The sequence below is a fragment of the Nitrospira japonica genome, assembly GCF_900169565.1.
Classification (GTDB): domain Bacteria; phylum Nitrospirota; class Nitrospiria; order Nitrospirales; family Nitrospiraceae; genus Nitrospira_C; species Nitrospira_C japonica_A.
This window is the reverse complement of record NZ_LT828648.1, coordinates 2,840,329-2,865,114: the sequence shown is the minus strand read 5'-3', so window position 1 is coordinate 2,865,114 and position 24,786 is coordinate 2,840,329. Positions and strand designations below refer to the sequence as shown.

20 protein-coding genes are annotated in these 24,786 nt (G+C 60.0%); 13 read left to right on the top strand and 7 right to left on the bottom strand.

Going from position 1 to position 24,786, the window contains the following annotated elements; all coding sequences use genetic code 11:
* Positions 1 to 178 precede the first annotated feature (178 nt).
* Positions 179 to 1,591: an MBOAT family O-acyltransferase gene (locus NSJP_RS13660; RefSeq protein ID WP_080887429.1), complete on the top strand. Its 1,413-nt coding sequence runs from the start codon at positions 179 to 181 to the stop codon at positions 1,589 to 1,591.
* 17 nt (positions 1,592 to 1,608) lie between these two features.
* A complete protein-coding gene (locus tag NSJP_RS13655) occupies positions 1,609 to 2,817 on the top strand; it encodes an alginate O-acetyltransferase AlgX-related protein (protein WP_080887428.1) in 1,209 nt (402 codons plus the stop codon).
* Between the two features lie 10 nt (positions 2,818 to 2,827).
* Here NSJP_RS13655 and NSJP_RS13650 read toward each other — a convergent pair whose 3' ends face one another.
* Entirely contained in the window at positions 2,828 to 4,375 is a 1,548-nt protein-coding gene (locus NSJP_RS13650; RefSeq protein WP_172834342.1) for a DUF2779 domain-containing protein, read from the bottom strand.
* Positions 4,376 to 4,444: 69 nt separating this feature from the next.
* On the opposite strand from NSJP_RS13650, the gene NSJP_RS13645 reads away from it, so the two are divergent.
* A complete protein-coding gene (locus NSJP_RS13645; RefSeq protein WP_080887426.1) occupies positions 4,445 to 5,770 on the top strand; it encodes an MATE family efflux transporter in 1,326 nt (441 codons plus the stop codon).
* Positions 5,771 to 5,775: 5 nt separating this feature from the next.
* Here the strand turns inward: NSJP_RS13645 and NSJP_RS13640 are convergent, their stop codons facing one another.
* Complete coding sequence (locus NSJP_RS13640; RefSeq protein ID WP_080887425.1) at positions 5,776 to 7,137, bottom strand: 2-dehydropantoate 2-reductase; 1,362 nt, start codon at positions 7,135 to 7,137, stop codon at positions 5,776 to 5,778.
* A gap of 87 nt (positions 7,138 to 7,224) precedes the next feature.
* Between NSJP_RS13640 and NSJP_RS13635 the strand changes: the two genes are divergently transcribed.
* Positions 7,225 to 7,944 carry an SIR2 family NAD-dependent protein deacylase gene (locus NSJP_RS13635; RefSeq protein WP_080887424.1) on the top strand — a complete coding sequence of 240 codons (720 nt, stop codon included), beginning with the start codon at positions 7,225 to 7,227 and terminating at the stop codon, positions 7,942 to 7,944.
* Here NSJP_RS13635 and NSJP_RS13630 read toward each other — a convergent pair.
* Entirely contained in the window at positions 7,939 to 8,658 is a 720-nt protein-coding gene (locus NSJP_RS13630; protein ID WP_080887423.1) for an HAD-IA family hydrolase, read from the bottom strand. The genes NSJP_RS13635 and NSJP_RS13630 overlap by 6 nt on opposite strands.
* Before the next feature lie 112 nt (positions 8,659 to 8,770).
* On the opposite strand from NSJP_RS13630, the gene NSJP_RS13625 reads away from it, so the two are divergent.
* From NSJP_RS13625 to NSJP_RS13585, 9 genes are all read left to right on the top strand, one after another.
* The gene (locus tag NSJP_RS13625) at positions 8,771 to 9,910 is read left to right on the top strand and encodes a response regulator (protein WP_172834341.1); all 1,140 of its coding nucleotides are present in this window, start codon (positions 8,771 to 8,773) and stop codon (positions 9,908 to 9,910) included.
* A gap of 301 nt (positions 9,911 to 10,211) precedes the next feature.
* Positions 10,212 to 12,980 carry a valine--tRNA ligase gene (locus NSJP_RS13620; RefSeq protein ID WP_080887421.1) on the top strand — a complete coding sequence of 923 codons (2,769 nt, stop codon included), beginning with the start codon at positions 10,212 to 10,214 and terminating at the stop codon, positions 12,978 to 12,980.
* 2 nt (positions 12,981 to 12,982) lie between these two features.
* The gene (gene nadC / locus NSJP_RS13615; RefSeq protein WP_080887420.1) at positions 12,983 to 13,861 is read left to right on the top strand and encodes a carboxylating nicotinate-nucleotide diphosphorylase; all 879 of its coding nucleotides are present in this window, start codon (positions 12,983 to 12,985) and stop codon (positions 13,859 to 13,861) included.
* A gap of 3 nt (positions 13,862 to 13,864) precedes the next feature.
* A complete protein-coding gene (locus NSJP_RS13610) occupies positions 13,865 to 14,719 on the top strand; it encodes a biotin--[acetyl-CoA-carboxylase] ligase (protein ID WP_080887419.1) in 855 nt (284 codons plus the stop codon).
* Between the two features lie 17 nt (positions 14,720 to 14,736).
* Complete coding sequence (locus NSJP_RS13605; protein WP_080888602.1) at positions 14,737 to 15,528, top strand: type III pantothenate kinase; 792 nt, start codon at positions 14,737 to 14,739, stop codon at positions 15,526 to 15,528.
* Positions 15,529 to 15,628: 100 nt separating this feature from the next.
* Positions 15,629 to 16,204 (top strand): nucleotide exchange factor GrpE, encoded by a 576-nt coding sequence (gene grpE / locus NSJP_RS13600; protein WP_269457674.1) that lies wholly within the window; start codon positions 15,629 to 15,631, stop codon positions 16,202 to 16,204.
* A 36-nt stretch (positions 16,205 to 16,240) separates the two neighbouring features.
* Positions 16,241 to 18,160: a molecular chaperone DnaK gene (gene dnaK / locus NSJP_RS13595; protein WP_080887417.1), complete on the top strand. Its 1,920-nt coding sequence runs from the start codon at positions 16,241 to 16,243 to the stop codon at positions 18,158 to 18,160.
* A 66-nt stretch (positions 18,161 to 18,226) separates the two neighbouring features.
* On the top strand, positions 18,227 to 19,372 hold the full coding sequence (gene dnaJ / locus NSJP_RS13590; RefSeq protein ID WP_080887416.1) for a molecular chaperone DnaJ: 1,146 nt from the start codon (positions 18,227 to 18,229) through the stop codon (positions 19,370 to 19,372).
* Between the two features lie 42 nt (positions 19,373 to 19,414).
* Positions 19,415 to 20,152 (top strand): RsmE family RNA methyltransferase, encoded by a 738-nt coding sequence (locus NSJP_RS13585; RefSeq protein WP_080887415.1) that lies wholly within the window; start codon positions 19,415 to 19,417, stop codon positions 20,150 to 20,152.
* Positions 20,153 to 20,226: 74 nt separating this feature from the next.
* Here the strand turns inward: NSJP_RS13585 and NSJP_RS13580 are convergent, their stop codons facing one another.
* From NSJP_RS13580 to NSJP_RS13565, 4 genes are all read right to left on the bottom strand, one after another.
* Positions 20,227 to 21,195 carry a WD40/YVTN/BNR-like repeat-containing protein gene (locus NSJP_RS13580; protein ID WP_080887414.1) on the bottom strand — a complete coding sequence of 323 codons (969 nt, stop codon included), beginning with the start codon at positions 21,193 to 21,195 and terminating at the stop codon, positions 20,227 to 20,229.
* Positions 21,192 to 22,871, bottom strand: a complete 1,680-nt coding sequence (locus NSJP_RS13575) for an IPT/TIG domain-containing protein (protein ID WP_080887413.1) — start codon at positions 22,869 to 22,871, stop codon at positions 21,192 to 21,194. The genes NSJP_RS13580 and NSJP_RS13575 overlap by 4 nt, the downstream gene beginning before the upstream one ends.
* Before the next feature lie 203 nt (positions 22,872 to 23,074).
* Complete coding sequence (locus NSJP_RS13570) at positions 23,075 to 23,533, bottom strand: RidA family protein (protein ID WP_080888601.1); 459 nt, start codon at positions 23,531 to 23,533, stop codon at positions 23,075 to 23,077.
* Positions 23,534 to 23,584: 51 nt separating this feature from the next.
* Complete coding sequence (locus NSJP_RS13565; protein ID WP_080887412.1) at positions 23,585 to 24,736, bottom strand: phosphopentomutase; 1,152 nt, start codon at positions 24,734 to 24,736, stop codon at positions 23,585 to 23,587.
* Positions 24,737 to 24,786 lie beyond the last annotated feature (50 nt).

The window sequence follows — 24,786 nt, the reverse complement described above, 5'->3', positions numbered from 1 at the left end:
CCCGGTTTCGACCTGCCAGACCGTCGACGCAGCCATTCAAAGCGTTTTCGATGATGATCAATGACGAGAACCCGCCGGTTCAAGGACGGATTCAGGCGGTTTGCTTGAAGTCCCATAATCCTGATATATATTGGGCAGAGTATGTCCAAAGACGCACTTGGCTGCGCGGACAAAGGTCATGCTCTTTAATTCCCCGATTTTTCTCTTCGCATTTGCGCCGCTCTTCTTCGTCATCTATTTTTCACTGAAACCCTCGCTGCGGAATCCATTCATCGTTGCCTCCAGCATCGCCTTTTACGCATGGGGGGAACCGTCGTTTATCGGAGTGGTTCTCTTCTCCGCCTCCGGCGATTGGTTCATTGGCAATGCCCTCTATCTGGCCAACCGGGAAGAGAAAAGACGATGGCTGCTTGTTCTCGGTATCTGCCTTAACATCGGTATTCTTGCATACTTCAAGTATGCCGGATTTTTTGTCGACAATCTCAATGACCTCTTGTTCAACCTCAACCTGACTCCTTTCCCCGCCATGACCGTCGCGTTGCCGATCGGCGTGTCGTTCATCGTCTTTGAAAAGATCACCTATCTCGTCGATATTTACCGGCGCCTTGGTCCACCGGCGTCATCGATAACCTCCTACCTTTTGTACGTCCTTCTGTTTCCCAAGCTGCTGGCCGGACCGATCGTCAAGTATCACGATATCTGCAACCAGTTGCGGGCCAGAACCCCTCAACTGGAAGACGTGACCGAAGGCCTCTTACGATTTTTGATCGGCCTCGGGAAAAAGGTGCTGCTGGCAGATACCATGCAGGAAGCCGTGGACCAGGTGTTCGGCCTGTCCGCCGCCGACCTGGGGACGCTCAATGCCTGGCTCGGCACGGTGTGCTTCACGCTGCAAATCTATTTTGATTTTACCGGCTATTCCGACATGGCGATCGGTTTGGCCCGTATGATGGGGTTTCGCCTGCTCGAGAATTTCAATCGTCCGTACATCGCGACGAGCATCACCGAGTTCTGGCGGCGATGGCACATTTCCCTGTCCACATGGATCCGCGAGTATCTCTACATCCCGCTCGGAGGAAACCGTGTGCCGGCATGGAGGATGTACTGCAATCTCTGGCTGTGCTTTGTCCTCTGCGGACTATGGCATGGGGCGAGTTGGACGTTCGTCCTCTGGGGAGTGTTTCATGGCACACTGCTCATCGTCGACAAGATCTGGTGGTTGGAGGCTCAGAAGTCCTTGCCTCGCTTGCTCAACGTGCTGACGACGTTTCTCCTCGTCATGTTCGGATGGGTCGTCTTTCGCGCCGAGAGTTTCGATCAGGCCCTCTTCTACTTTCAGGCTCTTCTCGGTCTCACTTCAAGCGAAGGCACGTTCATTTACCTCGGCAATAACGTCAAAGCAGCGATGGCAGCGGGTTTGCTCATCTGTTTCTTGCCGGCGACGCCATGGCTGGAGCGATGGAAGTCGGCCGTCGTCGCCTGGCCATGGAAACAGGAATGCCAGCTGGGTCTCGCGCTGGTCCTGCTCGTAATCTCCGTGGCCAAAATTTCAATCACGACGTTTAACCCCTTCATGTATTTCCGGTTCTGATCGTTCCGGTGCGACGCATGCCATTCGCCATTCTCAAACATGCCAGGCTCCTGCTTCTCGGAGCCATACTGGTCGTGTTCTTTCTCCCGCTGATCCTGCTAATCGTATTTGCGGCGTTTCACAAATCATCGGCCTCCGATCTGGGTTCCGATCGTCTGGAGTTGTCAGGCGTCGTAAAAGCACGGCCGGAGCCGGCCGTATCGTTTTCGAATTGGCTCGATCACACCCTGCAGGGTCATTTCGACGATCAATTCAGCAAGGTCTATGGAGGGCGGGCTCTCTTCGTACGGCTCGGGAACCAGATCTACTACTCCCTCTTCGACAAATCCTATATGCAGGACCAATCCATCATCGTCGGCAAACACCATCAGCTCTACGAACGGTGGTACATCGAGGACTATTGCAAGATCCGTCGTCCGATGCGCCGGGAGACGGTCGCCGCGCGCGCGAGACAGATTCGAGAACTTCAATCGGAGCTGCAGAACCGCGGCATCCCGCTCATCGTCCTGATCACTCCCAATAAGGCATCGATTTATCCTGAGGACATCCCGGAAGGGTTCTGTGGATTCCCCAAGTTCTCGTTTCGCGACTATGACAGCTTCATGTCGGAGTTTGCAGCCCAGCACATCCAGTATGTGGACGGTCGGGCGGTCACGCTTGCAGCGAGGGCGGCAGCCGCCGTTCCGCTGTTCTGTCAAGGAGGAACGCATTGGAACGGTCTAGGCGCCTATTACACCGCCAGACAATTGACGGAACGCATTGGCAAATTGACGCAGACCTCAGTAGGTCCTCTGTTCCTCCAACGACTCACCGTCGACCATAGTCCACGCGAGATCGACCGGGACTTGGCGGCATTGCTCAATCTCGCCGTGCCGCCCTACGACTATCCGGCACCGCATGTCATGGTCGAACAACGGCCGGCGGCCGGGCAATTGGGGAAAGCCGTGTTCGTCGGAGGAAGCTTCAATTGGACCCTGCTCGATCTCCTGAACAAGGCCAAAGTGTTTCGTGAAATCGACTTCTACTACTATTATAAATTGGCCCTTGAAACCTTTCCCGTCAGGACCAGCAAACCCGTCGATCGCGCCACGATCGATTGGCAAAAGGACGTGCTGAACGCACGGGTCCTCATACTGGAAATCAACGAAAGCAACTTTCACAGCGAATACATCACGGCCTTTCTCGCCGACTTGCTCCAATTTTTCCGCAAGTCTCCCGTCGCGTGATCACGGGCCGTCACCCGGTCGGATCTTTCATGAGACTCGGAGCAACCGGAAACGAGACCTTGCGGCTCAGTGCGTGTCGCACTTGCACCAAGGCCCAGGTATCTCGCGCACAATACCGCCTCAGTGCATCCCTCGTCGCCGCCTGCTCGATCCAATCGGTCTCGACAAAGACCATATGATGGTAGGCGGCGGCGGCTTGCCCTCCGTCGCGAATCGTCAAATCGTCATAGCCCACGGACCGTGCCATCGCCGGCAACACCGACTTGAGCGAATATGACCCGCCGAAATCAGGGTGGTAATAGTTGGTCTGGATCACCGCCTGCAGGTCCCAGAGCCGCTTGAGAATCTGCCGGAAGTCCGATCGAAAATCCGGAAAATCCTCGATCATCTGCTTGATCACCGCCTGCTCGTAGGGCGAATAGACGCAGATGGTCCCGTGTTCCCCCAGTGACTCGATCAATGATTCGGCCCAGCGTCTCCTGGGCTCTGTCGGCTGATCGTGTAGGAACTCATGATGGATCACGGCTCCCGATTGGTCTTCGATATGATTCGACCATTGCATGGGGACGGCCTGGTACGGTCTCGTGAATGCAAATCGTGGAACGGCCGGCATGATGGTTTCGAAATCGAGATGGTGAACCGGATAGCGGATTGATTCGAGCGAGGCCTTGAGCTTTGGCGAGATCCACTCGACGTTATCCTTGATTCTCCTCTGGAGAGGTGTGAGCGGCGTTGCCGGAGGAATCGCATCGATCGTACTGATGCCTTGCCGGGCCAGCCCCTCCACCGCCGCCTTGGGACCCGAGAGCCGGTAAATCCATCGATCCGGTTTCTCTTTGGTGCAGTGCGCCCAGAACGGGCATGCATAGGGGCTGAGACAATGCGATCCGGGCTCGACGTCCGGCGGTTCGAGCGCGGTCAATCGCTCCTTCATGACGGTCAGAAGACCTGAGACCTCGGCACTTCGCTTCGCGACGGCTTCCGACACGTCCTCGATCGCGAAGAGTTGCTCCAGATCAAGATCTCCTCCCCCGTAGCGATACCCCGTATTGATGTGCATCAGACAGGAGCCGGCCAGCCTGATCCCTGCCTGCAGAAGGACATAACTTTGAATGGCCAGATCGGAAAGGTGAAGATCCTTGACCCTCGTCGACGACTTCACTTCGATCAGACGCCAGGACGAAGCCCCGGTTTCGGCATCCCGCTTCCGTTCGAGAATGTCGACGCGGACGAACACGCCGCCGGATTCAAACGCCCCCTCGAAAATGGCCGGCACGGCCGGATCTTCGATCAGAGTCGCCGTTCGCGCCAACGCCGCCTCACGTTGGCGGACACCGGCGGAAACGGGCACGCCGCCGGGGAAACGGCGTTGCGCCTCGAGGCCGATCTCGTGCCCCATGGCCAACAGCGCCCGCGTGGCAGCGTCCGGAGGGGTTGCGAGGAAGGGTTTGTGAATTTCCAGATAGACACGCTTGAGACATTGGAGACCGGACAGAAACTTCGACTTCGACAGCCGCGGCGGCGCGGTGGGCCCCGATGAATCGGTCTGATCCTCCATGCTGTTCATCATAGCGCTTGAACGAAGACGCTGACCGTCCGGCCCGTCGGTCTGTTAGGATAGCGCCCCATGGCAGATGGTGTCACTCAGATCCGGCGTTCCGTGCTGACATTGGCGCTTCCCGTGACCGTGAGCAGTCTGCTGCAGCGGGCCGAAGGCATCGTGGCCGTATTTCTCGTGGGCGGACTCGGCGCCGAATCCATCGCGGCGGTCGGTTTAGGTCAGTTGCTGGCGTTCATCGCGACGACGCTCGTGTCTGGAATTTCAGTCGGCGCCAACGTCATCACCGCGCAAATGTGGGGAGCGCGCCGGCATCGCGACGTCGGGCAAGCCGCCCGTCATTTTCTGTGGTTGTCGGTCGCGGTCTCGCTGGCACTGACGGGATCCGGCCTGTTGCTCAATGGTCGTGCCATGGGACTGCTTGGCGTGGAACCGGACGTCATTCGCCTCGCGCTTCCCTATTCCACGCTCATTTTCATCCTGATTCCGTTCAGCGTGTTGCTTCAAGTGCTGTCGGCGATTCTGCAGGGAACGGGGAACACGAAGACACCAATGTATGCCATGATCGGCGTCAATCTCATCCACGTGGCGATCGCCTACCCGCTGATCTACGGTCGCTGGAATTTCCCCGCGATGGGGATCAACGGCGCGGCGATCGCGGTGGGCTTCGCCGAGGCCGCCGGCACCGCCTATCTGCTCTATCGCTGCCGCCCGCTCCTGCACGGACCGACTCGAATCCGTCCGGAGCTTCTTCGGGCGCTCTGGCGGGTGGGGGCTCCGGTATCCGGCGAACGCATCGTCCAACAGACCGGCATCCTGGTCTATACGAAGATCGTGCTCCTCTACGGAACGGTCGCCTATGCGGCGCACCAGGTCGGATTGTCCATTGAGTCTTTGTCTTTTCTCCCCGGCTATGGATTTGCGGTCGCCGCGGCCACCATGGTCGGTCAGAGTATCGGCGCGGGAAAATACACGAGGGCAAAACTGGAGAACTGGGAGGCCAATCGCCTGGCGTCCCTCGTGATGGCCGTCATGGGCGCCGTCTTCTTCTTTTTCCCCTATGTGCTGCTTCGCGCGTTCACGAATGATGAGTCGGTGATCGCGCTCGGAACGGTCTTCCTGAAAATCGTGGCGCTGTTGCAAGTACCGTTGGCCCTGACCATGGTTCTGGCGGGATCGTTACGCGGGGCCGGCGATACTCACTTCATCATGGTGGCCACGACGATCGGCATGTGGGCCGTCCGCGTGCCGGTCGCCATCGTGGCCGGACTCTGGCTGCAACTCGAGGTTCTCTACGTCTGGTTGGCCATGATCGCGGACTGGACGCTGCGGATGGGACTAATGGTCTGGCGGTACCGGTCGGAGCGTTGGAAGGCCATTCAAGTCATCCGCTGAACCGGTCAGCACGGCGGAGCGCATTGGGGCGGTCGTTCGGACGGTCTCGTATCACGGCCCTTCCCTGCCCGCACCTCGATGCGGCCCAATCCTTTGACGTTTGCGCAGAGATCGCCGAGCCCTGGAGTGACCAGGCGGAACGGTCCCCCCTTCGACTCCGGGATCGGCTCGCCGTCGAGTTCGTAGAGGACGAGTCCATGTTCCCTGGCCTGGGGCAGCGTGAGCGTCGCGGCATACTTGCCGTCAAAAGCGTGAAACGTCACGTGATCCGCATCGAGTGAGAGTGCGGGCAACTCGAGCAGTCCGTTGACTCGAATCGCCCGGCCGCGCATGCCGGGCATCACCGCCCCGACGTCTTCCACCTGGTGCTCTGTGGGTAATTGGCGCAGGGCGGATCGCTCCAGCGACACGGCCTGAACGACGGCTCCGTCGATGCGGATGATTTCCGGTCCGTTTCTCGCCTTTTCGGTGACGGTCTTGATCATGGCGGTCAAGGCTTCGTTCACGGGCGTGGGAATGCCCAACATCCGCCCCTGATCGACGATATACCCGTTCAAGTTACGAATTTCCGTGCGCCGACCGGCCTTCCAATCGTCGTACATTGAGGTATGGATGTCCCGAATCTCCTGCGTCCACTTCACGACCCGATCCGCCATATCCGGCGGCAGCGGCACTTTCAACGCTGCCGAGACCGCCGCGACCTCCCCGACGATTTGGCGGATGACGCCCGTCATCTCGGGATGGTCCAATGCCTGCGCCACCTTGTCGTCGATCAACACGGTGATCGGATTGAACACGCAATTCCAACACATCTTCTCCCATTTGCTCCGGCGAATATCCTTGGACAGCTGACAAGGCACGCCGGCCGCCGCGAAGAGATCGCGAATCTGCAGCAGCCGTTCGCTTTCGTGTCCCATCAACTCCCCGATGGCGATCGCCCCCTTCTTGTAATGATCGATCACGCCCGGTTCCGCGATTTTGGAGTAGATGAAAGCGACCCCGCCGACCACACAATCCCGCTTGAGACGGGCATGAATACGGTCTTCCGTGTCGATCCCGTTTTGAAGCGTGAGTAGCACTGTACGATCATCGATGACCGGTTCGATCTGATCCATCACCTCGTCGAGGTCATAGGCCTTCACACCCAAGATGACGAGATCAGGCTTCGGAAGGTCCCGCGGATCCGACGCCGCCGCTGGGCGTACCGTCACGGTGCCGCCCGCGCTCCGCACGGTCAAACCGTGTTGCTTGACGGCGGCGAGCGTCCTGGGCCGCAAAAGGAACGATACGTCGGGATTCGCCTTGGCCAATTGGACGCCGAAGTAGCCTCCGACCGAACCGGCGCCGACCATCATGATCTGTTTCATACGTCCTCGGTGATTGCGTTCGATGCGGCGCTACTATAGCATGGTGCGCACGACGACGCAGTGCTCGCGCCCCCAAGAGCAGACTCCGTGAAATCGGACCTGGCAACCCTCAAATCCGCGCTTGCCTCAGCCCACGCCATCACCGTGCTGACTGGCGCCGGCATTTCATCGGACAGCGGGGTCCCGACATTTCGCGGCACCGACGGGTTATGGCGAAACTTTCGGGTGGAGGATCTCGCCACGCCTGAAGCCTTCGCGCGCGATCCGCGGCTGGTATGGGAATGGTACAACTGGCGAAGAGAACTCATCGCGTCCAAGCAGCCGAATCCGGCTCATCACGCGGTCGTTGAGATCGAACGACGAGCCGGCCGGTTTTGGCTCATCACGCAGAACGTCGACGGCCTCCATCGGTCGGCGGGATCCGAGAAGCTTTCGGAAATCCACGGAAACATTTGGATGGTCCGTTGTACCCTGTGCGGACGCATCGAAGACAATCGCGACGTTCCCATCACGCTGCTTCCATCATGCCGGCACTGCGGCGGTCTCCTCCGTCCGCATATCGTCTGGTTCGGCGAGCCCCTCCGCCACGAAGACCTCGCACAATCCACTCTGGCGCTCAAGCAGTGCGACGTCCTGCTCGTCATCGGAACATCCGGCGTCGTCTATCCGGCGGCCGGCTTCGCCGCGGTGGCCAAAGAGGCCGGTGCATTCGTCGCGGAGATCAACCCGGAGCCGACGCCGCAGTCCGCCGCCGTCGACCTCGTGCTACGCGGGCGCGCCAAGGAAATCCTGCCGCTTCTGCTATAAGTCGGCCAGATAGGCAAGGACTTCATCGAGCGTTCGGATCGTCGGCACGTGTACTCCCCGGTGTCGATCGCGCCGGTCGAGAAGGAGAGACTTCAAGCCCGCTTTTGCCGCACCCTCCGCATCATCCCTCAGACTGTCGCCCACGTGGAGCGCCTCGTCCGGATCCACCGCATGCTTGTCGATGGCGAGCTGAAAAATCCTGGCGGACGGTTTTGCGGCGCGAGCGAGGCTGGAAATCGTCACCGTGTCGAACGCCTGCGCGATGTCTAGTCCACGCAAAACGGCGAACAGTCGCGAGTCGAAATTGGAAATGATGCCGAGTTCGACGCCTTGGCTCCGTAATCGATCCAGCGTCGTCCGCGTCTCCGGAAACAGTTTCCAGCAGGCCGGGTCCTCGAAGACCTCGAACACCCGGTCGAAAAAGTCGTCGAACCGCTCAAAGATTCCTACGCGGTAGAAGACGCTATGGACGATATCGAACCACCACAATCGTTCGCTTTGCTTGATCTGCGCCGGATCGGCAGCCGCGAAGACCGGCGGCGGCGCTTCCCGAAACGCCCGGCCGAACGCCTGTTTGATCGCCGCCAGGGACTCCCCCGTCTCCCGGAATCCAAACTCCACGGCATGACGGAGATAGATCTCTTCCACTGCTCCGTTCACGTGGAACAGGGTATCGGCGGCATCAAAGAACACCACGCGAACCTGCGTACTCATCGGTCCATCTCAATAAGAAATGAAACAAACGACAGCATTGATCGGCCATTTTCTTGACAAAGGGTACCCCCCCTGCTAGCTTCGATATAGTTCAATGAAATTGGAGGGTTGTGTGCCATCAACCATCTACATTATCGACAGCAGCCCGGCCGTGCGTCGAATGGTCGAACAGATCTCCACGCCTGAAGGCTACGAAGTCATCGGCTTCCAGGATGGCCCGACGGCGCTGGAAGCCGCCCGGAAGCAAGGGCCCACCCTGATCATCGCTGACTACCATCTCGACAACATGACATTTTCAGGCTTCTGCAAAGAAGTGCACAAGCTGGACACCCTCTCCGAAACCCTCATCATTTCCCTGGTCGGCGCGGCCGATCGCCTTGACGAATCTCATTTGCGAGCCTTGGGAGTCAAGGCCTTCCTCAAGAAACCGTTCCAAACCGAGCACTTGCTCGACCTCATCAAGGATCTTGATCGGAGCACGCCCGCACAAGCAAACGGAGCGAAGAAGAAACGTCGCGCATGGCCGCCTGTATCCAGCGCCACCGACTCAGACGACGACGAAGCAGACACCCTGGGAGACTATGACCAGACCGGGGAAATCGAAGCCCAAGTGATACCCCCGCCCTCGCAGAAGGAGCCCGTCATGGCATCGACTGTCCCGACCAAACCGCCTGCGGCGGAACCGGAAGACGCGATCAAGGGATTGTTCGGACAACTCATGCAATCCATGACCGAAAAGGCCGAGAAAAAAATCACGGAAGTCCTGCCGGATATGATCGCCAAAGATCTGGCCGTGCAGGTCTCCAAGGCGGTCGAGGTGGAAACGCGACAACATGTGGGAGCCACCCTCACCCAGGAACGGTTGGCGGAATTCCTAGAACCCGTACTCAAAAAGGAGCTGCCCAACATCCTCGTCAGAGAGTTTCCCGCTATTGAACCGATCCTGCGCAGCGGCATCGTCGAATTCGCAACCCCGTTGATCAAGGATCAGATCGACCTGCTGGCGAAGGAGCAGGCGGAGGCGATCAAGGCCGCCGTGCCGGCGGCCGTGCGGGAGCATCTGAAATCAATCGACGACGAGATCGCCCGAGAGATACGGAAAGCCGCGACCGAAAAAGCAGAAGCATTGGCCGAGGACTTGGTGCGGACGGCGGCCAATAACCAAGTTCAGCAGACGGTGCTGGAACTGGTCCCTGGGATCGCCGAGGAGCAGGTCAAGAACGAACTCAAACGACTGACCGAAGCCGCATGACCGCCGGCACGAACCGCTAACCCCTCTTTCCCTTTTTCCCCCGCCGAGCCTGAGCCAGCGCCTTCACCCGTTTCACATTCTTGCGGTGCTTCTTCCTTGTCTTACGATCTTTTTCACGACCGGTTGCCATGGATGCTCCCCCTACTGAGCCAGTGTGTATGTTCCGACCGGGACTCCTTCCGGTCCGCTGCGCGGATGTATAGCACAGGGGCCCCGGCTCCTCAAGCGGACACGTACGCCGGAATCTTGAGAGGGCTCCATGCGCATGCTAAGATGCCCCCCGCTTATTACAACGGCATGCATGACGACCCGCCAACTCGACAAGACCTACGACCCCAAGGCGGTGGAGGCACGGTGGTACCACACATGGATCGACCGAGGCTATTTCCACGCGTCGCCTGATCATCCGGGCGTCCCCTATTCCATCGTCATTCCTCCGCCCAACGTCACGGGATCGCTGCACGTCGGGCACGCGCTGAATCATTCGTTGCAGGACATTCTGATCCGCTGGCGGCGCATGCAGGGACGCAACACCCTCTGGCTTCCCGGGACCGATCACGCCGGCATCGCCACCCAAAACGTCGTGGAAAAGCAGCTCTTGGCCGAAGGATCGTCCAGGGACAGCCTCGGGCGCGACCGCTTCATCGAACGGATCTGGCAATGGAAGGCGACGTCGGGAAACAAGATCATCAGCCAGCAGAAACAGCTCGGCGAATCCTGCGATTGGAACCGGCTCCGCTTCACGATGGATGACGGCCTCTCGAAAGCCGTGATCGAGGTGTTCGTCCGGCTGCACGAGGACGGCCTGATGTACCGAGGGGAGCGGCTCATCAACTGGTGCCCCCGCTGTCTGACCGCCCTGTCCGACATCGAAGTCGAGCACGAGGAAATCAAGGGCAAGCTCTATCACATCCGTTATCCGCTGGCCGACGATCCGACTGCGCATCTGACGGTCGCCACGACGAGACCCGAAACTCTGCTGGGCGACATGGCCGTGGCGGTCCATCCCGAGGATTCTCGCCATAACCGCTTGGTGGGGCGCCATGTCTTACTTCCGCTTACCACGCGCCGGATTCCCGTCGTCGCCGATCCGATCCTGGTCGATCTCGAATTTGGAACCGGCGCGGTCAAAATCACCCCGGCGCATGACTTCAACGACTTCGAGGCCGGCGAGCGGCATCGGCTCTCCCGGCTCTCGCTGTACGACGAGCAGGCCAAGATGGCATCGTCCGCGTTGCGGGACGCTGAAGTGGAGGAGAACCTCCGGCTGCAGCTGGAGATGAAGCCGGTGCAGAAGGCGAGGACACTGGTCGTCGCCGCATTGACCGACCGCGGACTCCTCGAGAAAACCGAGGACCACAAAATGGCCCTTGGCCATTGCTATCGCTGCAAGACGATCGTCGAACCCTATTTGTCTCCCCAATGGTTCGTGAAGATCCACCCGCTCGCGGAACCGGCTATCAAGGCCGTCGAAACGGGAGCCATCCGGATTATTCCCGAGGGCTGGAAGAACAACTATCTCGGCTGGATGAGAGAGATCAAAGACTGGTGCGTGTCACGGCAAATCTGGTGGGGTCATCAGATCCCGGCCTGGTATTGCCTCACGTGCAACGCGGACTCGGTTCTCACGCGCCATACCCAGGAATCCACCGACGAGGCCGGCAAGCGCGAGCGGATCGTCATCACCAAGAATGCCCGCCCGATCGTCGCCCGTTCCGCCCCCACCACCTGCCCGACCTGCGGCGGCACAAACCTGTTGCGCGACCCCGATGTGCTGGACACATGGTTTTCCTCCGGCCTCTGGCCGTTCTCGACGTTGGGATGGCCCGAACAGACACCCGAACTCAAGACCTACTACCCCACGTCGACGTTGGTCACCGGTCTCGACATCCTCTTTTTCTGGGTCGCCCGCATGATCATGCTGGGGTTGAAGTTCATGGGCGACGTGCCCTTCCGCGATGTGTACATCCATGCCCTCGTGCGGGATGCCGAGGGACAGAAGATGAGCAAGTCGAAGGGCAACGTGATCGATCCGCTTCATGTGATGGATCAATTCGGCACCGATGCATTGCGTTTTACGCTCGCGTCGATGGCGTCGCCCGGCCGTGACGTGCGATTGGCCGAAGAACGGATCGAAGGATACCGGAATTTCGCGAACAAGATCTGGAACGCGGCGCGCTTCGCCCATATGCATCTCGACAAACCCCGCATGTCCAAGCCCGTTTCCGAGCGATCCTTTCCCGACCGTTGGATCATCAGCCGCCTGAACCACACCGTGCGGCTCGTCAACGATGAGCTGGATGCCTACCGTTTCGACCGCGCGGCGTTAGCTCTCTACCAGTTCATGTGGCACGAGTACTGCGACTGGTACCTGGAGTTGATCAAACCCGCTCTTCAAGACACGGCGGCGGAGGGCGCGGAGACGACCAGACAGACGCTCGCCGAGACGCTCGAAATCATCATGCGCCTCCTCCATCCGTTCATGCCGTTTATTACGGAAGAGATCTGGCAGGCGTTGCCGCACGAAGGCGACAGCGTCATGACGCGGCCGTATCCGGCCGCCGTCGCCGCCTGGGCGGCACCCGATATGGAGGAGAATTTTGCGTTGCTGGAGCAGACCGTCAGCCTGCTTCGCACCGCGCGAGTCCTGCTAACCTATCCGCCGGCACAACCGATCCGATTCGCCGTGACGCACGACGACCCGGCACGCCGGCGGCAGGTCGAAGCCCTGCATCCTCATATCGCACATCTGGGCCGGGGGGTGATCGAACAGGACTCCGGTGGGTCTGCCGTCAAACGACTGCGGATGGTTACGGAAGGCCTCACCGTCGCGATCACGGTGGCCGACGATGTCGACGTGCAGAAAGCACTGGATCGGCTCCTCAAGCAGACGGATGAACAAGCCAAGGAGATCGGCCGGTTGGAAGGGAAGCTGGGCAATGCCGACTTCACCGCCAAGGCGCCGCCGGAGGTCATCGCGGACCACCAACAGCGACTTCGTACCCTTCGCGGCGACCAGACCATCCTCGCCAGCAGCGCCGCGCAGCTACGGGCCATGCTGGAAGCCTGACCATGGTGGCGCTGCCGGCCGCAGACATCAGACGGGCGGTCCGCTTGGGAATCGCCGAGGACCTTTCCCAGGGAGACGTCACGACGTCCGCCCTCTTCTCGACTCGGATTCAAGCCCGTGCTCGTATCGTCGCTCAGGAAGACCTCGTCGTCGCAGGCATGACCCCTGCTGTGCAAACCTTTTTGGCCGTCGATCCTTCCCTCAAATTGTCCGTGGTCAAGCGCGATGGCACCGCGGCCAGATCGGGCGAGGTCCTGATCACGATCACGGGCGACGGCCGCTCGATTCTCATGGCAGAACGGGTCGCACTGAACTTTCTTCAACACCTTTCCGGAATCGCCACGCTGACCCACCGGTTCTGCCGCGCCGTGCAAGGCTATCCTGCCCGCATCATGGATACGCGCAAGACGCTTCCGGGCTGGCGGGCGATCCAAAAATGGGCGGTGGCACTCGGCGGCGGCATCAATCACCGCAAATCCTTGGGGGACGGCTTACTGGTCAAGGACAATCACCTGGCCCTCCTGGGCGTAAAACGGGAGCCGGTCTTACGTGCGTGTCTCGCGGTGAAATCCGGTTCACGCGTTGCTCGACCGCTGATCGTAGAGGTGGAATCCTTGCGGGACGTCAAAGAGGCGCTCCGAGGCAACGCCGAGATCATTCTGTTGGATAATATGACCGTCACAGACGTGAGAAAGGCCGTCAGGCTGATCGACGGACGGGCGTTGGTGGAGATTTCGGGCGGGATCACCCTGAAAAACGTCCGCGCCATGGCGGCGACAGGAGCCGACCGCATCTCCATCGGGGCACTGACCCACTCGGCTCCAGCCGCGACATTGACTCTGGAACTGAAAGCCGTTTCACGACCGAAAAGGCGATCCTGACCCGTGACGTCTCCCTCGCCTCCGTTGACTCGCGACGACATCCGAAGTGTACTCGCCACCCGGGCGTTGGGCGCCAGAATCGAACTCCACCGGCAGGTCGATTCAACCAATCGGGAGGCATTCGCGCTGGCTCAGGCGGGAGCGGAGCACGGCACCGTCGTCGTCGCAGAAGAGCAGACACTCGGACGCGGTCGACTGGGACGTACCTGGTACTCCCCTCCCGGAATCAACCTCTATTGCTCTGTGATCGTCACGGCTTCGATGCCCACGACGCAGTTTTCCCAATGGCTGTCCTGGCTCCCCCTGGCGACCGCTCTCGGCGTCGCGGAGGCGGTCGAAGGAGCAGCCTCGCTCAAAACCGATCTCAAGTGGCCTAACGATCTGTTGGTCCGTGAACGCAAACTCGGCGGGATTCTCTGTGAAAGCGGTTCCACCGCCTCCTCCACTCCGTTTCAGGTCATCGGCATCGGCCTCAACGTCAACGGCACCGACGAAGACTTTCCCCAGGACCTTCGAGCCGCGTCCACCACGATTCGTCAGGAAACCGGTCGCCTCATAGACCGCAACCATCTGCTGAGCCGGCTTCTCCTGGAGATCGAGCATTGCTTGAATGAACTCACCATCGAAGGCAACGGACGGATCGCCATGGCTTATACCCGCCGGTGCATCACATTGGGCCGCCATGTGAGGGTGTCGCTTGCCGGCGGAAAAGCATTCACCGGAATCGCCCAGGCCATCGAACCGGACGGTTCCCTGCAAGTCGCCAGCCTCCCCCGGCAGAGGGGCGGACGCCCCGAGGTTTGTTCCATCCGCGCAGCAGACATCATCCACGTGCGGCCTGGAGAAATCACTGGGTAGTGCCGTACAATATGGCCATGCTCCTGGTCGTGGACATCGGCAATACCAACATCGTCTGGGGCGTGTACGACGGCCCGCGGCTCATCGCCCATTGGCGTCTGGCGACCGACTCGAAGAAAACCTCCGACGAGTACGGCATTCTGTTCACGAGCCTGCTCAGGTCAGTCGGCACTCCCCCGGAACGCATGACCGGAGCGATCATCTCGAGCGTCGTTCCAGCCCTCACCGGAACCTTTGAGGAACTGATCGGCGTATATTTCCGCCAACGGGCGCTGGTCGTCGGCACGGAGATGGACCTGGGCCTGACGCTTCGCTATGCCAATCCCAGGGAAATCGGAAGCGATCGTCTTGTGAATGCCGCCGCGGCCTATCATCAATACAGACAGGATCTCATCGTCGTCGACTTCGGAACCGCCACGACCTTTTGCGCAATCACGGCGGGAGCAGAGTATCTTGGAGGGGTCATCGCTCCTGGCCTGAGCATTTCGGCGGAGGCGCTCTTTACCAGGGCGGCAAAACTGTCCAAAGTCGAACTGACGAAGCCCAAGAGCGTCATTGGGACGGATACGACGGCCAGCATCCAAGCCGGGCTGCTGTTCGGCTATGCAGGTTTGGTCGATGCACTTGTGCGGCGCATTGAACAGGAAATCGGACGTCAGACTCTGGTCATCGCCACCGGAGGGTTGAGTGCCATCATCGCGCCCGAAACCGTTTCCATTCACAAGGTAGAACCGCTCCTGACCCTGCAGGGACTGCGCTTGCTGTACGATCGTGCACGCGGAGGTCCCCTCCCCTCCATCGAGATTTGAGCCCGAAGTCACGCCAAATCGATTCATTCAAGTAATTTTTTCAGGCTCCTGTTGACTTTAGACCCCCTGTGACTATCTGTTACCGGCAAGAGGTGCACCCGTGTCTGAAAAAGACAAAAAAATAAATATAATTGATAACTTAGACGAAGAACCCGTTGTGGATTTCTCTGAGGAATCCGGAGAGGCATTGGAGTCGGTGTTGCAAAAAGCACTGGCTGCCAAGTCCGAGGAACTCAAAGCACTCAACGATAAGTACCTGCGGCAGGCAGCCGAATTCGACAACTATAAGCGTCTAGCCCAACGGGACCAGCGGGAGCAGATCAAATTCGGCAATGAACAGCTGCTCAAGGAGCTCCTGCCGACGGTCGACAATCTGGAACGCGCCATCAAGGCGGCAAAGACCGACAAAAGTAACGAATCCCTGATTCAAGGGGTCGACCTGACCCTGAAACAAGTACTGACCGTGCTGGGAAGGTTCGGCGTCCAGGCCATAGACACAGTCGGCAAACCCTTCGATCCTTCGGCGCATCAAGCGGTGGCCTCCGTGCCGTCGGACACAGTGCCGCCCGAGCATGTGGTGGAGGAATTTCAGCGAGGCTATCGTTTGCATGACCGTATTTTGAGAGCCGCCATGGTGACCGTGTCGACGGGCCGGGCGGCGGATGACGCCAACTAAAAGAAATCACTGTGAGAGCGGAAGGAGCATACACACATGGGTAAAGTCATCGGCATCGACTTAGGTACCACCAATTCATGCGTGGCCATCATGAGCGGCGGCGATCCCGTGGTCATCGCCAATGCGGAAGGCAGCCGGACGACCCCGTCCGTTGTCGCCATTACGGACAAGGCGGAACGACTGGTCGGTCAGATCGCCAAACGGCAGGCCATCACCAATCCCGAAAATACGATTTTCTCCGTCAAGCGTCTCATGGGACGCAAGTTTCGAAGCAAAGAAGTCCAAGAGGCCATAAAGCGCCTGCCTTACAAAGTCGTGGAAGCCGACAACGGCGATGCGCACGTCGAACTTCGCGGCAAGCGCTACAGTCCGCCCGAAGTTTCCGCGATGATCCTGCAGAAAATGCGGCAGACCGCCGAGGACTATCTCGGCGAGAAAGTCACCGAGGCGGTCGTGACGGTGCCGGCGTATTTCGACGACAGCCAGCGGCAAGCGACCAAGGACGCGGGGCAGATCGCCGGGCTCAACGTGCTCAGAATCATCAACGAGCCCACCGCCGCGTCATTGGCCTATGGGCTCGACAAGAAGAAAGACGAGCGGATCGCCGTGTACGACCTCGGCGGCGGCACATTCGACGTGTCGGTGCTTGAGATCGGCGAAGGCGTCTTCGAAGTCAAATCCACGAACGGCGACACCTATTTGGGCGGCGACGACTTCGATCTCCGCGTCATGGATTGGCTGGTCGACGAATTCAAGAAGGACCAGGGCATCGATCTGCGGAAGGATCGGATGGCGTTGCAGCGTCTCAAGGAAGCGGCGGAGCGGGCAAAGATCGAACTGTCCTCGTCCCAGGAGACCGAGATCAACCTCCCGTTCATCACGGCCGATGCCAGCGGTCCCAAGCACATGGTCATCAAGTTGACCCGGGCCAAGCTTGAACAGCTGGTCGACGACCTGATCCAGCGGACGATCGAGCCCTGCAAGAAGGCATTGGCTGACGCCGGTGTGTCGCCCCGCGACATCAACGAAGTGGTGCTCGTCGGCGGGATGACCCGGATGCCCAAGGTCATTCAAGTCGTGAAGGATTTCTTCGGCAAGGAACCGCACCGCGGCGTCAATCCGGACGAAGTCGTGGCCATCGGGGCCGGCATTCAAGGCGGCGTACTCAAGGGCGACGTCAAAGACGTCCTGTTGCTGGACGTGACCCCGCTCTCGCTGGGCATCGAGACCCTGGGCGGGGTGTTCACCAAGCTCATCGAACGGAACACCACCGTTCCGACCAAGAAGAGCCAGGTGTTCTCGACCGCGGCGGACAATCAAACGGCCGTCACGATCCGGGTGTTTCAGGGCGAACGCGAAATGGCCAACGACAACAAGCTATTGGGCCAGTTCGACTTAGTGGGCATTCCACCCGCTCCACGCGGCATGCCGCAGGTCGAGGTCACGTTCGACATCGACGCCAACGGCATCGTCCACGTCTCGGCAAAGGACCTGGCGACGCAAAAGGAACAATCCATCAAGATTACGGCCTCCAGCGGGCTCAGCAAGGAGGAAGTGGACAAGCTCGTCAAGGACGCCCAGGCCCATACCGAGGACGATAAAAAGCGACGCAAGGCCGCCGAAGCGAAGAATCAGGCGGATAGCCTCCTCTATCAGACGGAGAAAAATCTCTCCGAGCACGGCGACAAGATCGCGCCGGAGGAAAAGTCCAAGATCGAGGAAGCCATCGCCAATTTGAAAAAGGCCATGGAAGGCCAGGACCCGGACGCGATCGAATCCGCCACCCAGGCGTTGACGACCGCCTCGCACAAACTGGCCGAAGAGATGTACAAGAAAGCATCGGCTACCGCGGGTGCCGGGGCCGCCGACGCGACGGGCCAGCAGAACAACGGCGCCAAGACCGACGAAAAGGTCGTAGACGCCGAGTTCGAAGAAGTGGACAAAGACAAAAAGTAAGTTAAAATACGCAGCAGTGAGACCGGGTTCCGCTCAGACGCGGGGCCCGGTTTTTCTACGCTGTCGATGATATTGAGGGGGCACTGCCTTTCCGTGGCGAAGCGCGATTTCTACGAAACATTGGGTGTCGAACGGACGGCGAGCGACGACGAGGTCAAGAAGGCCTACCGTAAGCTCGCCCGCCAATTCCACCCGGATCTCCAGACCGGCGACCAACAGAAAAAGCACGCCGAAGAGAAGTTCAAGGAAATCAACGAAGCTTACGAGCATCTCAGCGATCAGGAAAAGCGGAAACGTTACGACATGTTCGGGCACGCCGGCGCGCAGGGCGGCGCCGGATTCGAGGGCTTTGATTTCGGTCGCGGCGGCGGATTCGGTGACGTCTTCAACGACATTTTCGAGGATTTTTTCGGAGGGCAGCGCGGCGGCACGCGTCCCGAGCGCGGCAACGATCTGCAATACAACCTCGAACTGACCTTCGAAGAAGCCGTCTACGGCAAAGACGCCAAGCTGAAGATTCCCCGATGGGAGTCGTGCACCGACTGCAAAGGATCCGGCGCGAAATCAACCTCGTCGATCAAGACCTGTCCAAGTTGCAAAGGGGCAGGACAAATCCGGCTCCAGCAGGGCTTCTTCAGCGTCAGTCGGCCTTGCGGCCAATGCGACGGGGCGGGCCGTATCGTGACGGAACCCTGTCCGGCCTGCCAAGGTCGTCAGCGGATCTATCGAGAGCGGACCATCGCCGTTCATATTCCAGCCGGCATCGAAACCGGTATGCGGCTGCGTCTCGCCAACGAAGGCGAACACGGGGTCAACACCGGGCCTCCCGGAGACCTGTATGTCGCGATTACCGTCAAGTCCCATCCCGTCTTCGTAAGGAAGGGCAATGACATTCTTTGCGACGTGCCGATCAACTTCGTGACCGCCATCCTCGGCGGCAAGATCGAAGTGCCCACGCTCAAGGGCACGACCGTCCTGAAAGTCCCCACCGGCAGCCAGCCCGACAAAGTGCTGCGTCTCAAAGGTCTCGGCGTGCCGAGCCTGAAAGGCCAAGTGACCGGCGATCAACTGTTTACGCTCAAGGTGCAGGTCCCGACGAAGCTCACCGGCCGCCAGAAGGAACTGCTCATGGAGTTCGCGAAAGAGAGCGGCATGTCCATGGAGGAGGACGGCGACGGATTCTTCGACAAGATGAAGACCTTCTTCGAGTAACCGCCGCTCTTCCGTAGCTATTCCGCCCATTCATCGCTCGCCATGCCCTCATTTTTCGTGGCCCCCGACGCCGTCACCCCTCCCACGATTCGTATCACCGGCCCTCTCCTTCGTCATCTAAAGGACAGTCTTCGCCTGGCCGACGGCGACGGCCTGACGCTCACCGAAGAAGGAATCAGGCGGCATCGAGCCGAGATCATCGCCACGACCGATCGTCTGATCGAGTGCCGGATCCTGGATACGACTGCAGCCCCGCTGAGAAGCGGTCCGCGGCTCGTACTCGCCCAAGCCTTGCTTAAAGGGGAAAAGATGGATTGGGTCATCCAGAAGGCGACCGAGCTGGGCGCGGACCGGATCGTTCCCATTCAAACCAAGAATGCAGTGGTGAAACTCCATCCGGATCGGGTTGAACATCAACGAGCCAGGTGGGAACGCATCGCGGTCGAAGCCGCGCAACAGTCGGAGCGCTGGACGGTTCCGACGATCGCAGAGCCGATCGCCCTGTCCAAAGTGGCAGCCGCCTACCCGTCCGCCGTCAAATTCGTCCTGGCGGAACGGTCGACCGAGACGTCATTGACCACCGTGACGCTGCCGGCTGGAACGGATCAGACCGTCCTGCTGTCGATCGGGCCGGAAGGAGGTTGGGATGAAGATGAGCTGCGCCTCATGCGTGAACAGGCTTACAGCGCTGTCTCATTGGGATCGAGGATTCTCCGGGCGGAAACGGCAGCCATCGCAACGTTGAGCATCGTACAATCGAGGCTGGGTGAATTGGGATAACTGGGCCCTCAGTCTTCAAATTTATAGGATCTGCGTGCCGTGGTCCGCGAGCACAAGAGGCGATCGGGCCGCCTTCACCGCCCGATTTTCAACTGCACGATCGTGCCCTTTTCCCCGGTGGCCCAGGCTTGCTTGGGGTCGGGAAATGCCAAACCAAACAGCGAGACGGCGGCAATGGAACCCTGTTCACGCCAGGTGAATCCACCGTCGATCGTCCGATACAGCATTCCCCGTTCACCCACGATCCAGCCGCTTTGGGGATCGGTGAATCGCACTCGCAGCAGATCGGTCAGCTTGGTGCAGGACTGCGTCGTGCAAGGCAGAGTCCGGTCGATCCACTGCCTGCCGCCGTCAGTCGTATGAAACAACGCGCCGGCATTGCCGACCGCCCATCCAGTGGATGGGTCTGGGAAAAATACGTCGAAGAACGTCACCGACCCTTGAGGCTCTTGGACGACCCATGTCACGCCGCCGTCGTCCGTGACCACGACGGTGCCGACCGCTCCGACGGCCACACCATGCTGCTCGGAAACAAACTGCACCGAATACAGGGCCGCGTTGGTTTTGCTCGCCTGCTCCGTCCAATGAGACCCGCCGTCCTGGGTGTGGAGAATCGTCCCGTTGCCGCCCACAATCCATCCGTGGCTGTCCGAGGGAAAGCTGATCCCATAGAGCGGAGCCTGGGTGTCCACCGGTTGAGCCGTCCAGGTTTCTCCTCCGTCACCGGTACGGCGCACGGTGGCATTGGCCCCGATAATCCAACCCACTTTCTGATCTCGGAAATAGACGTTCGTGAGGAGCGCCGTCGTGCCGCTGGAGATGCGCCTCCACTTCTTTCCGCCGTCGATGGTCTTCAGTATCGTCCCGCCCGAGCCCACTGCCCATCCGAGTTGGGGATTCCGGAAGGTGAGGCCAAGCAGGGTCGCTTCCGTATGACTGGTCTGCTTGGAGACTGAAACCGTCGCATCCCCGGCAATGGACGGGTTCGCGGCGAGCAGGAAGGAACACAACAGAAAGGAGACGAACGAAGTCAGGGCGCTCATTGAGTCGTATCGGCGGCGTCAGAACGATTCGTCTCGTAATAGCTGGGATCGGGCAAACCTTTCGCCTCGATCGTGAATGTTCCGACCTCCAACGTCAGCCATTTCTTGGGGGTGCAACAGGCCCCGTCCGGAAGGAGATCCCAGGAGCCTCGGCGGATGATCAGCGGGCCGGTTGAAAGGTCGGTGTCGAACTGCCCCGGTTTCCCGACTCCGAAAAGATGCCGGCGGGGAACACGAGCCTTGATTTCCTGATCGGTCCAGGAGAGCACGATCGCGCCGATGCCGTTGAACAGAACCTCCGTCCGCGAGACGTTTTCTCCGAGTTCAATTTGGTTCCGCTTGAACGCCCCTTCGCCAAGCCCGGGCTGGGTCGCCTCCGTCGTCTTGATGAAGGCGCCGAATCCCGACCCCTTGATGGTCACGACGTCGTCCAAGCCGGCGGATTTTGGTGAAAATGACTCAATGGCCGGCACCACCACGGTGAATGCCCCGGCTTCGGTCGTCACAATCCCCGTCTCCACACAACAGGAGCCGTCCGCGCTCGGTTTGGGCGCGCCGCGTTTCACGACGACGGGGCCGCTCTTCGCACTGAACGGTACCCAGACATCGATACGGTCGTCATGCCACCGGTAGATCACCGCCGGAACGCCGCCGATTTCCACGCGGTTCTTCCCGGTATTGAAATCCATGTAGTTGTACGGCGTGGTTCCGCTTTCGGAATAGGCCCCGAAATGCTCGCCGCTGATTCTGATCAATGCGCCGATAGGGGCGCCGGCCGGAGCAACGCCGGTGGCTTTAGGCGTGTGTACCGTGAACGTCCCTACAGTCCGATCTTTCCCCCCGCGGCTCAGCACAACCGGTCCGGTCTCCGCGTTCAACGGGATATGGACGACGATCGCGCGATCCGTCCATTGCGCAACCGCGGCAGGATGTCCGCCGAACGATACGGCGTCGCCGGGTTCCCTCTCGGCGCCGAATCCCTGCCCGAACAGCACGACTTTGGTCCCCACCGGACCGCTCACCGGATCGACCCGGACGCTCGGAATCAAGGTCAGCGGCATACGGTTGCTGATCGTATGTTGTACGGGGGTGCAACAGGATCCGTCCGGCAATGGATCCGAGGAAGACAATCGTATGGCGACATCGCCGGACGTCGCATTGGCGGGGATCTCCACTTCGATTCTATCGTCTTTCCACCGGCGCGGCCGCACCACAAGCCCTCCGACCACGACGTCGTTCACGCCGAACATCGTATTTGGATCGCGCGGGCCGGCCGTGAAGCCAAAATGCTCGCCGATGAGCTCGACGCTGTGTCCCGGTTCGATTTCAGACGGCTGAATCGAGGTGATTTTTGGATAAACCAGGGTGAAGGTTCCGGCAGGGATCCGTTTCTTTCCGACGATCACCTCGACGGGACCCGAAGGAGCTTTGGACGGGACTCTGACTTCGATGGCATCTGGATCCCAGCGCTGAATGAGCGCCGCGTATCCTCCGAATGTGACCCGATTGAATTGCGTCGACTTGAACGGCCCCAACCCTTTCCCAACGATGGTGACGGTGGAGCCGGGAACGCCGGTCGCGGGTTGCACTTGCACCGAAGGGCCGGCCGCTTCCACATGAGATATGGCAACCCAGGAAAGAAGCAGGCTTCCCAGCAGACTCATCAACACGTTCATGGTCGTCGATCTCCGACTTTGCGCTTGGATAGTGGCTCAACGCATCCTGCGTGGCACGAGAACCCCACGCACCTGAGCAGGAGGGAAGTTCGGGGGTACAACGTGAATCAACGCGGTGTTCGGACTATAGCAAGCGGTTTTTTCGGGTGTCAAGCCAAGCGGTTTCGGCAGGCGTTCGAGCAGCGCTGCAGTTCGAAACGCGATCACGCGACCTGCAGAATGAGTTCGATCTCGACTGCCGCGCCGCGCGGCAACTCGGCCGCGCCGACGGCCACTCTGGCATGGCGCCCTGTATCGCCGAAAATGCTCACGAGCAGGTCCGATGCGCCATTGAGCACCTGTGGCTGATCGGTAAATCCTTCGGCGGACGCGACATGCCCCACGACCTTGACGATCCGTACGATCCGGTCCAGGGTGCCAATCTCCTGCTTCACGATGGCGAGCGCGTTGAGCAGCGCCGTTCTGGACGCTTCAACTCCCTGCTCGACGCGCAACTCACGTCCGAGTTTGCCCGACCAGGCCAACTGCCCCTGTTGCATCGGCAGCACTCCCGACACAAACAGCAAATCGCCTGTCCGCACCGCCGGCACATAGGTGGCAACCGGCTTGGGCGCGGCGGGCAATTCTAGTCCCAGTTCCTTCATTCGTACTTCAAACGACATGGTTTTGCCCTCACACATCGACATTGTAATGCAGGCGGCCACCGGAATCGCTCATCCGGCCTGAAGCGCGTCCAGAAAACTTTCTCCCACCGGCAAAGGCTCTCCCAAAAGCGCTTCCACGACGGTCTGGCCAAGATCGGCGGCGCTGGAACGTACACCCAGATTGACTCCTTGAGCCAACTTCGGCCCGGTGACGAGCAGCGGCACATATTCCCTGGTCGGCAGCCGATGTTTCTTGGCGAGATGCCGTCCGTGATCTCCGGTCACGACCAGAAGATCGCCCGCTCGTAACTGTTCGAGCACGTGGGGCAGCCGTCGGTCGAATTCGTGAAGGGACCCGGCGGCTCCGGCCGGTTCATCGTTGAATAGATCCAGCCCGGCATAGATCAGGCCGCGCGGCACCCGGTTGAGCATGCCGTCGACTTCCTCGAATGCCGCAGTCCACGATGCCGATGGCAACGTTTTAGTAAATCCTCTGCCGCTGAACAGGTCGCCGACCTTCCCGACCCCGATCAGAATCTGATTGGCACGGCCGAGAACGTCCAACATGGTTTGAGCGGGCGGCTCGATGGAGAAATCCCGTCGGCTGGGTTTGTAGTGCCAGGACCCCGGCTGCCCTGTCATGGGATGGGCCACGACCCGCCAGATTCCCCACGGATCCTTCAAAGCCCGCCGGGCCTCCCGACACAAGCGCATTAACTGGTCCGCCGCCAACACGGTGTCATGCGCGGCAACGTGGCAGGTCCGATGACCGTCGCTCCAGAGGATCGGCGCCTTCGACGACAGGTGCTGCTTTCCCAGATCCCGGATGACTGAAGGACCGAAGGCCACCTGGTTACCCAGGGTCTTTCCGAAAATCTGCTCCAACTCGGACTGAAGCTTTTCCGGATAGCCACTCGAGTAATCCGTCGCCTTTTCGGTCACGAGGCATCCGGCCAATTCCCAGTTTCCCAGGAGCGAATCGCACCCGGTGGATCGGAACGCGAGACGGCCGAAGCATCCGCTGGGCTGTGCCATGACCCGCACGCCACGGACCGCACCCAGGTGACCAAGCCCCAACGATTCCAGGGCGGGAAGGTTCACCCCGCCGGACGCCTCGGCGAGATGCGCCAAGGTGTTGGTCCCGGCGTCGGCATAGTCATCGGCATCCGGCAACGCGCCGATCCCGAATCCTCCGAGCATGAACAGAATGACGCGATTCATGATGCGCGCACTATAGCAGATGCCGGTATGGGGTGAAATGCGGGACGGCC

Excerpts from the sequence above, each read along its gene's own strand:
- NSJP_RS13660 (WP_080887429.1), top strand. The coding sequence starts at position 179 with ATGCTCTTTAATTCCCCGATTTTTCTCTTCGCATTTGCGCCGCTCTTC.
- NSJP_RS13655 (WP_080887428.1), top strand. The coding sequence starts at position 1,609 with ATGCCATTCGCCATTCTCAAACATGCCAGGCTCCTGCTTCTCGGAGCC.
- NSJP_RS13650 (WP_172834342.1), bottom strand. The coding sequence starts at position 4,375 with ATGGAGGATCAGACCGATTCATCGGGGCCCACCGCGCCGCCGCGGCTG.
- NSJP_RS13645 (WP_080887426.1), top strand. The coding sequence starts at position 4,445 with ATGGCAGATGGTGTCACTCAGATCCGGCGTTCCGTGCTGACATTGGCG.
- NSJP_RS13640 (WP_080887425.1), bottom strand. The coding sequence starts at position 7,137 with ATGAAACAGATCATGATGGTCGGCGCCGGTTCGGTCGGAGGCTACTTC.
- NSJP_RS13630 (WP_080887423.1), bottom strand. The coding sequence starts at position 8,658 with ATGAGTACGCAGGTTCGCGTGGTGTTCTTTGATGCCGCCGATACCCTG.
- NSJP_RS13620 (WP_080887421.1), top strand. The coding sequence starts at position 10,212 with ATGACGACCCGCCAACTCGACAAGACCTACGACCCCAAGGCGGTGGAG.
- nadC (WP_080887420.1), top strand. The coding sequence starts at position 12,983 with ATGGTGGCGCTGCCGGCCGCAGACATCAGACGGGCGGTCCGCTTGGGA.
- NSJP_RS13605 (WP_080888602.1), top strand. The coding sequence starts at position 14,737 with ATGCTCCTGGTCGTGGACATCGGCAATACCAACATCGTCTGGGGCGTG.
- dnaK (WP_080887417.1), top strand. The coding sequence starts at position 16,241 with ATGGGTAAAGTCATCGGCATCGACTTAGGTACCACCAATTCATGCGTG.
- dnaJ (WP_080887416.1), top strand. The coding sequence starts at position 18,227 with ATGATATTGAGGGGGCACTGCCTTTCCGTGGCGAAGCGCGATTTCTAC.
- NSJP_RS13585 (WP_080887415.1), top strand. The coding sequence starts at position 19,415 with ATGCCCTCATTTTTCGTGGCCCCCGACGCCGTCACCCCTCCCACGATT.
- NSJP_RS13580 (WP_080887414.1), bottom strand. The coding sequence starts at position 21,195 with ATGAGCGCCCTGACTTCGTTCGTCTCCTTTCTGTTGTGTTCCTTCCTG.
- NSJP_RS13575 (WP_080887413.1), bottom strand. The coding sequence starts at position 22,871 with ATGAACGTGTTGATGAGTCTGCTGGGAAGCCTGCTTCTTTCCTGGGTT.
- NSJP_RS13570 (WP_080888601.1), bottom strand. The coding sequence starts at position 23,533 with ATGTCGTTTGAAGTACGAATGAAGGAACTGGGACTAGAATTGCCCGCC.
- NSJP_RS13565 (WP_080887412.1), bottom strand. The coding sequence starts at position 24,736 with ATGAATCGCGTCATTCTGTTCATGCTCGGAGGATTCGGGATCGGCGCG.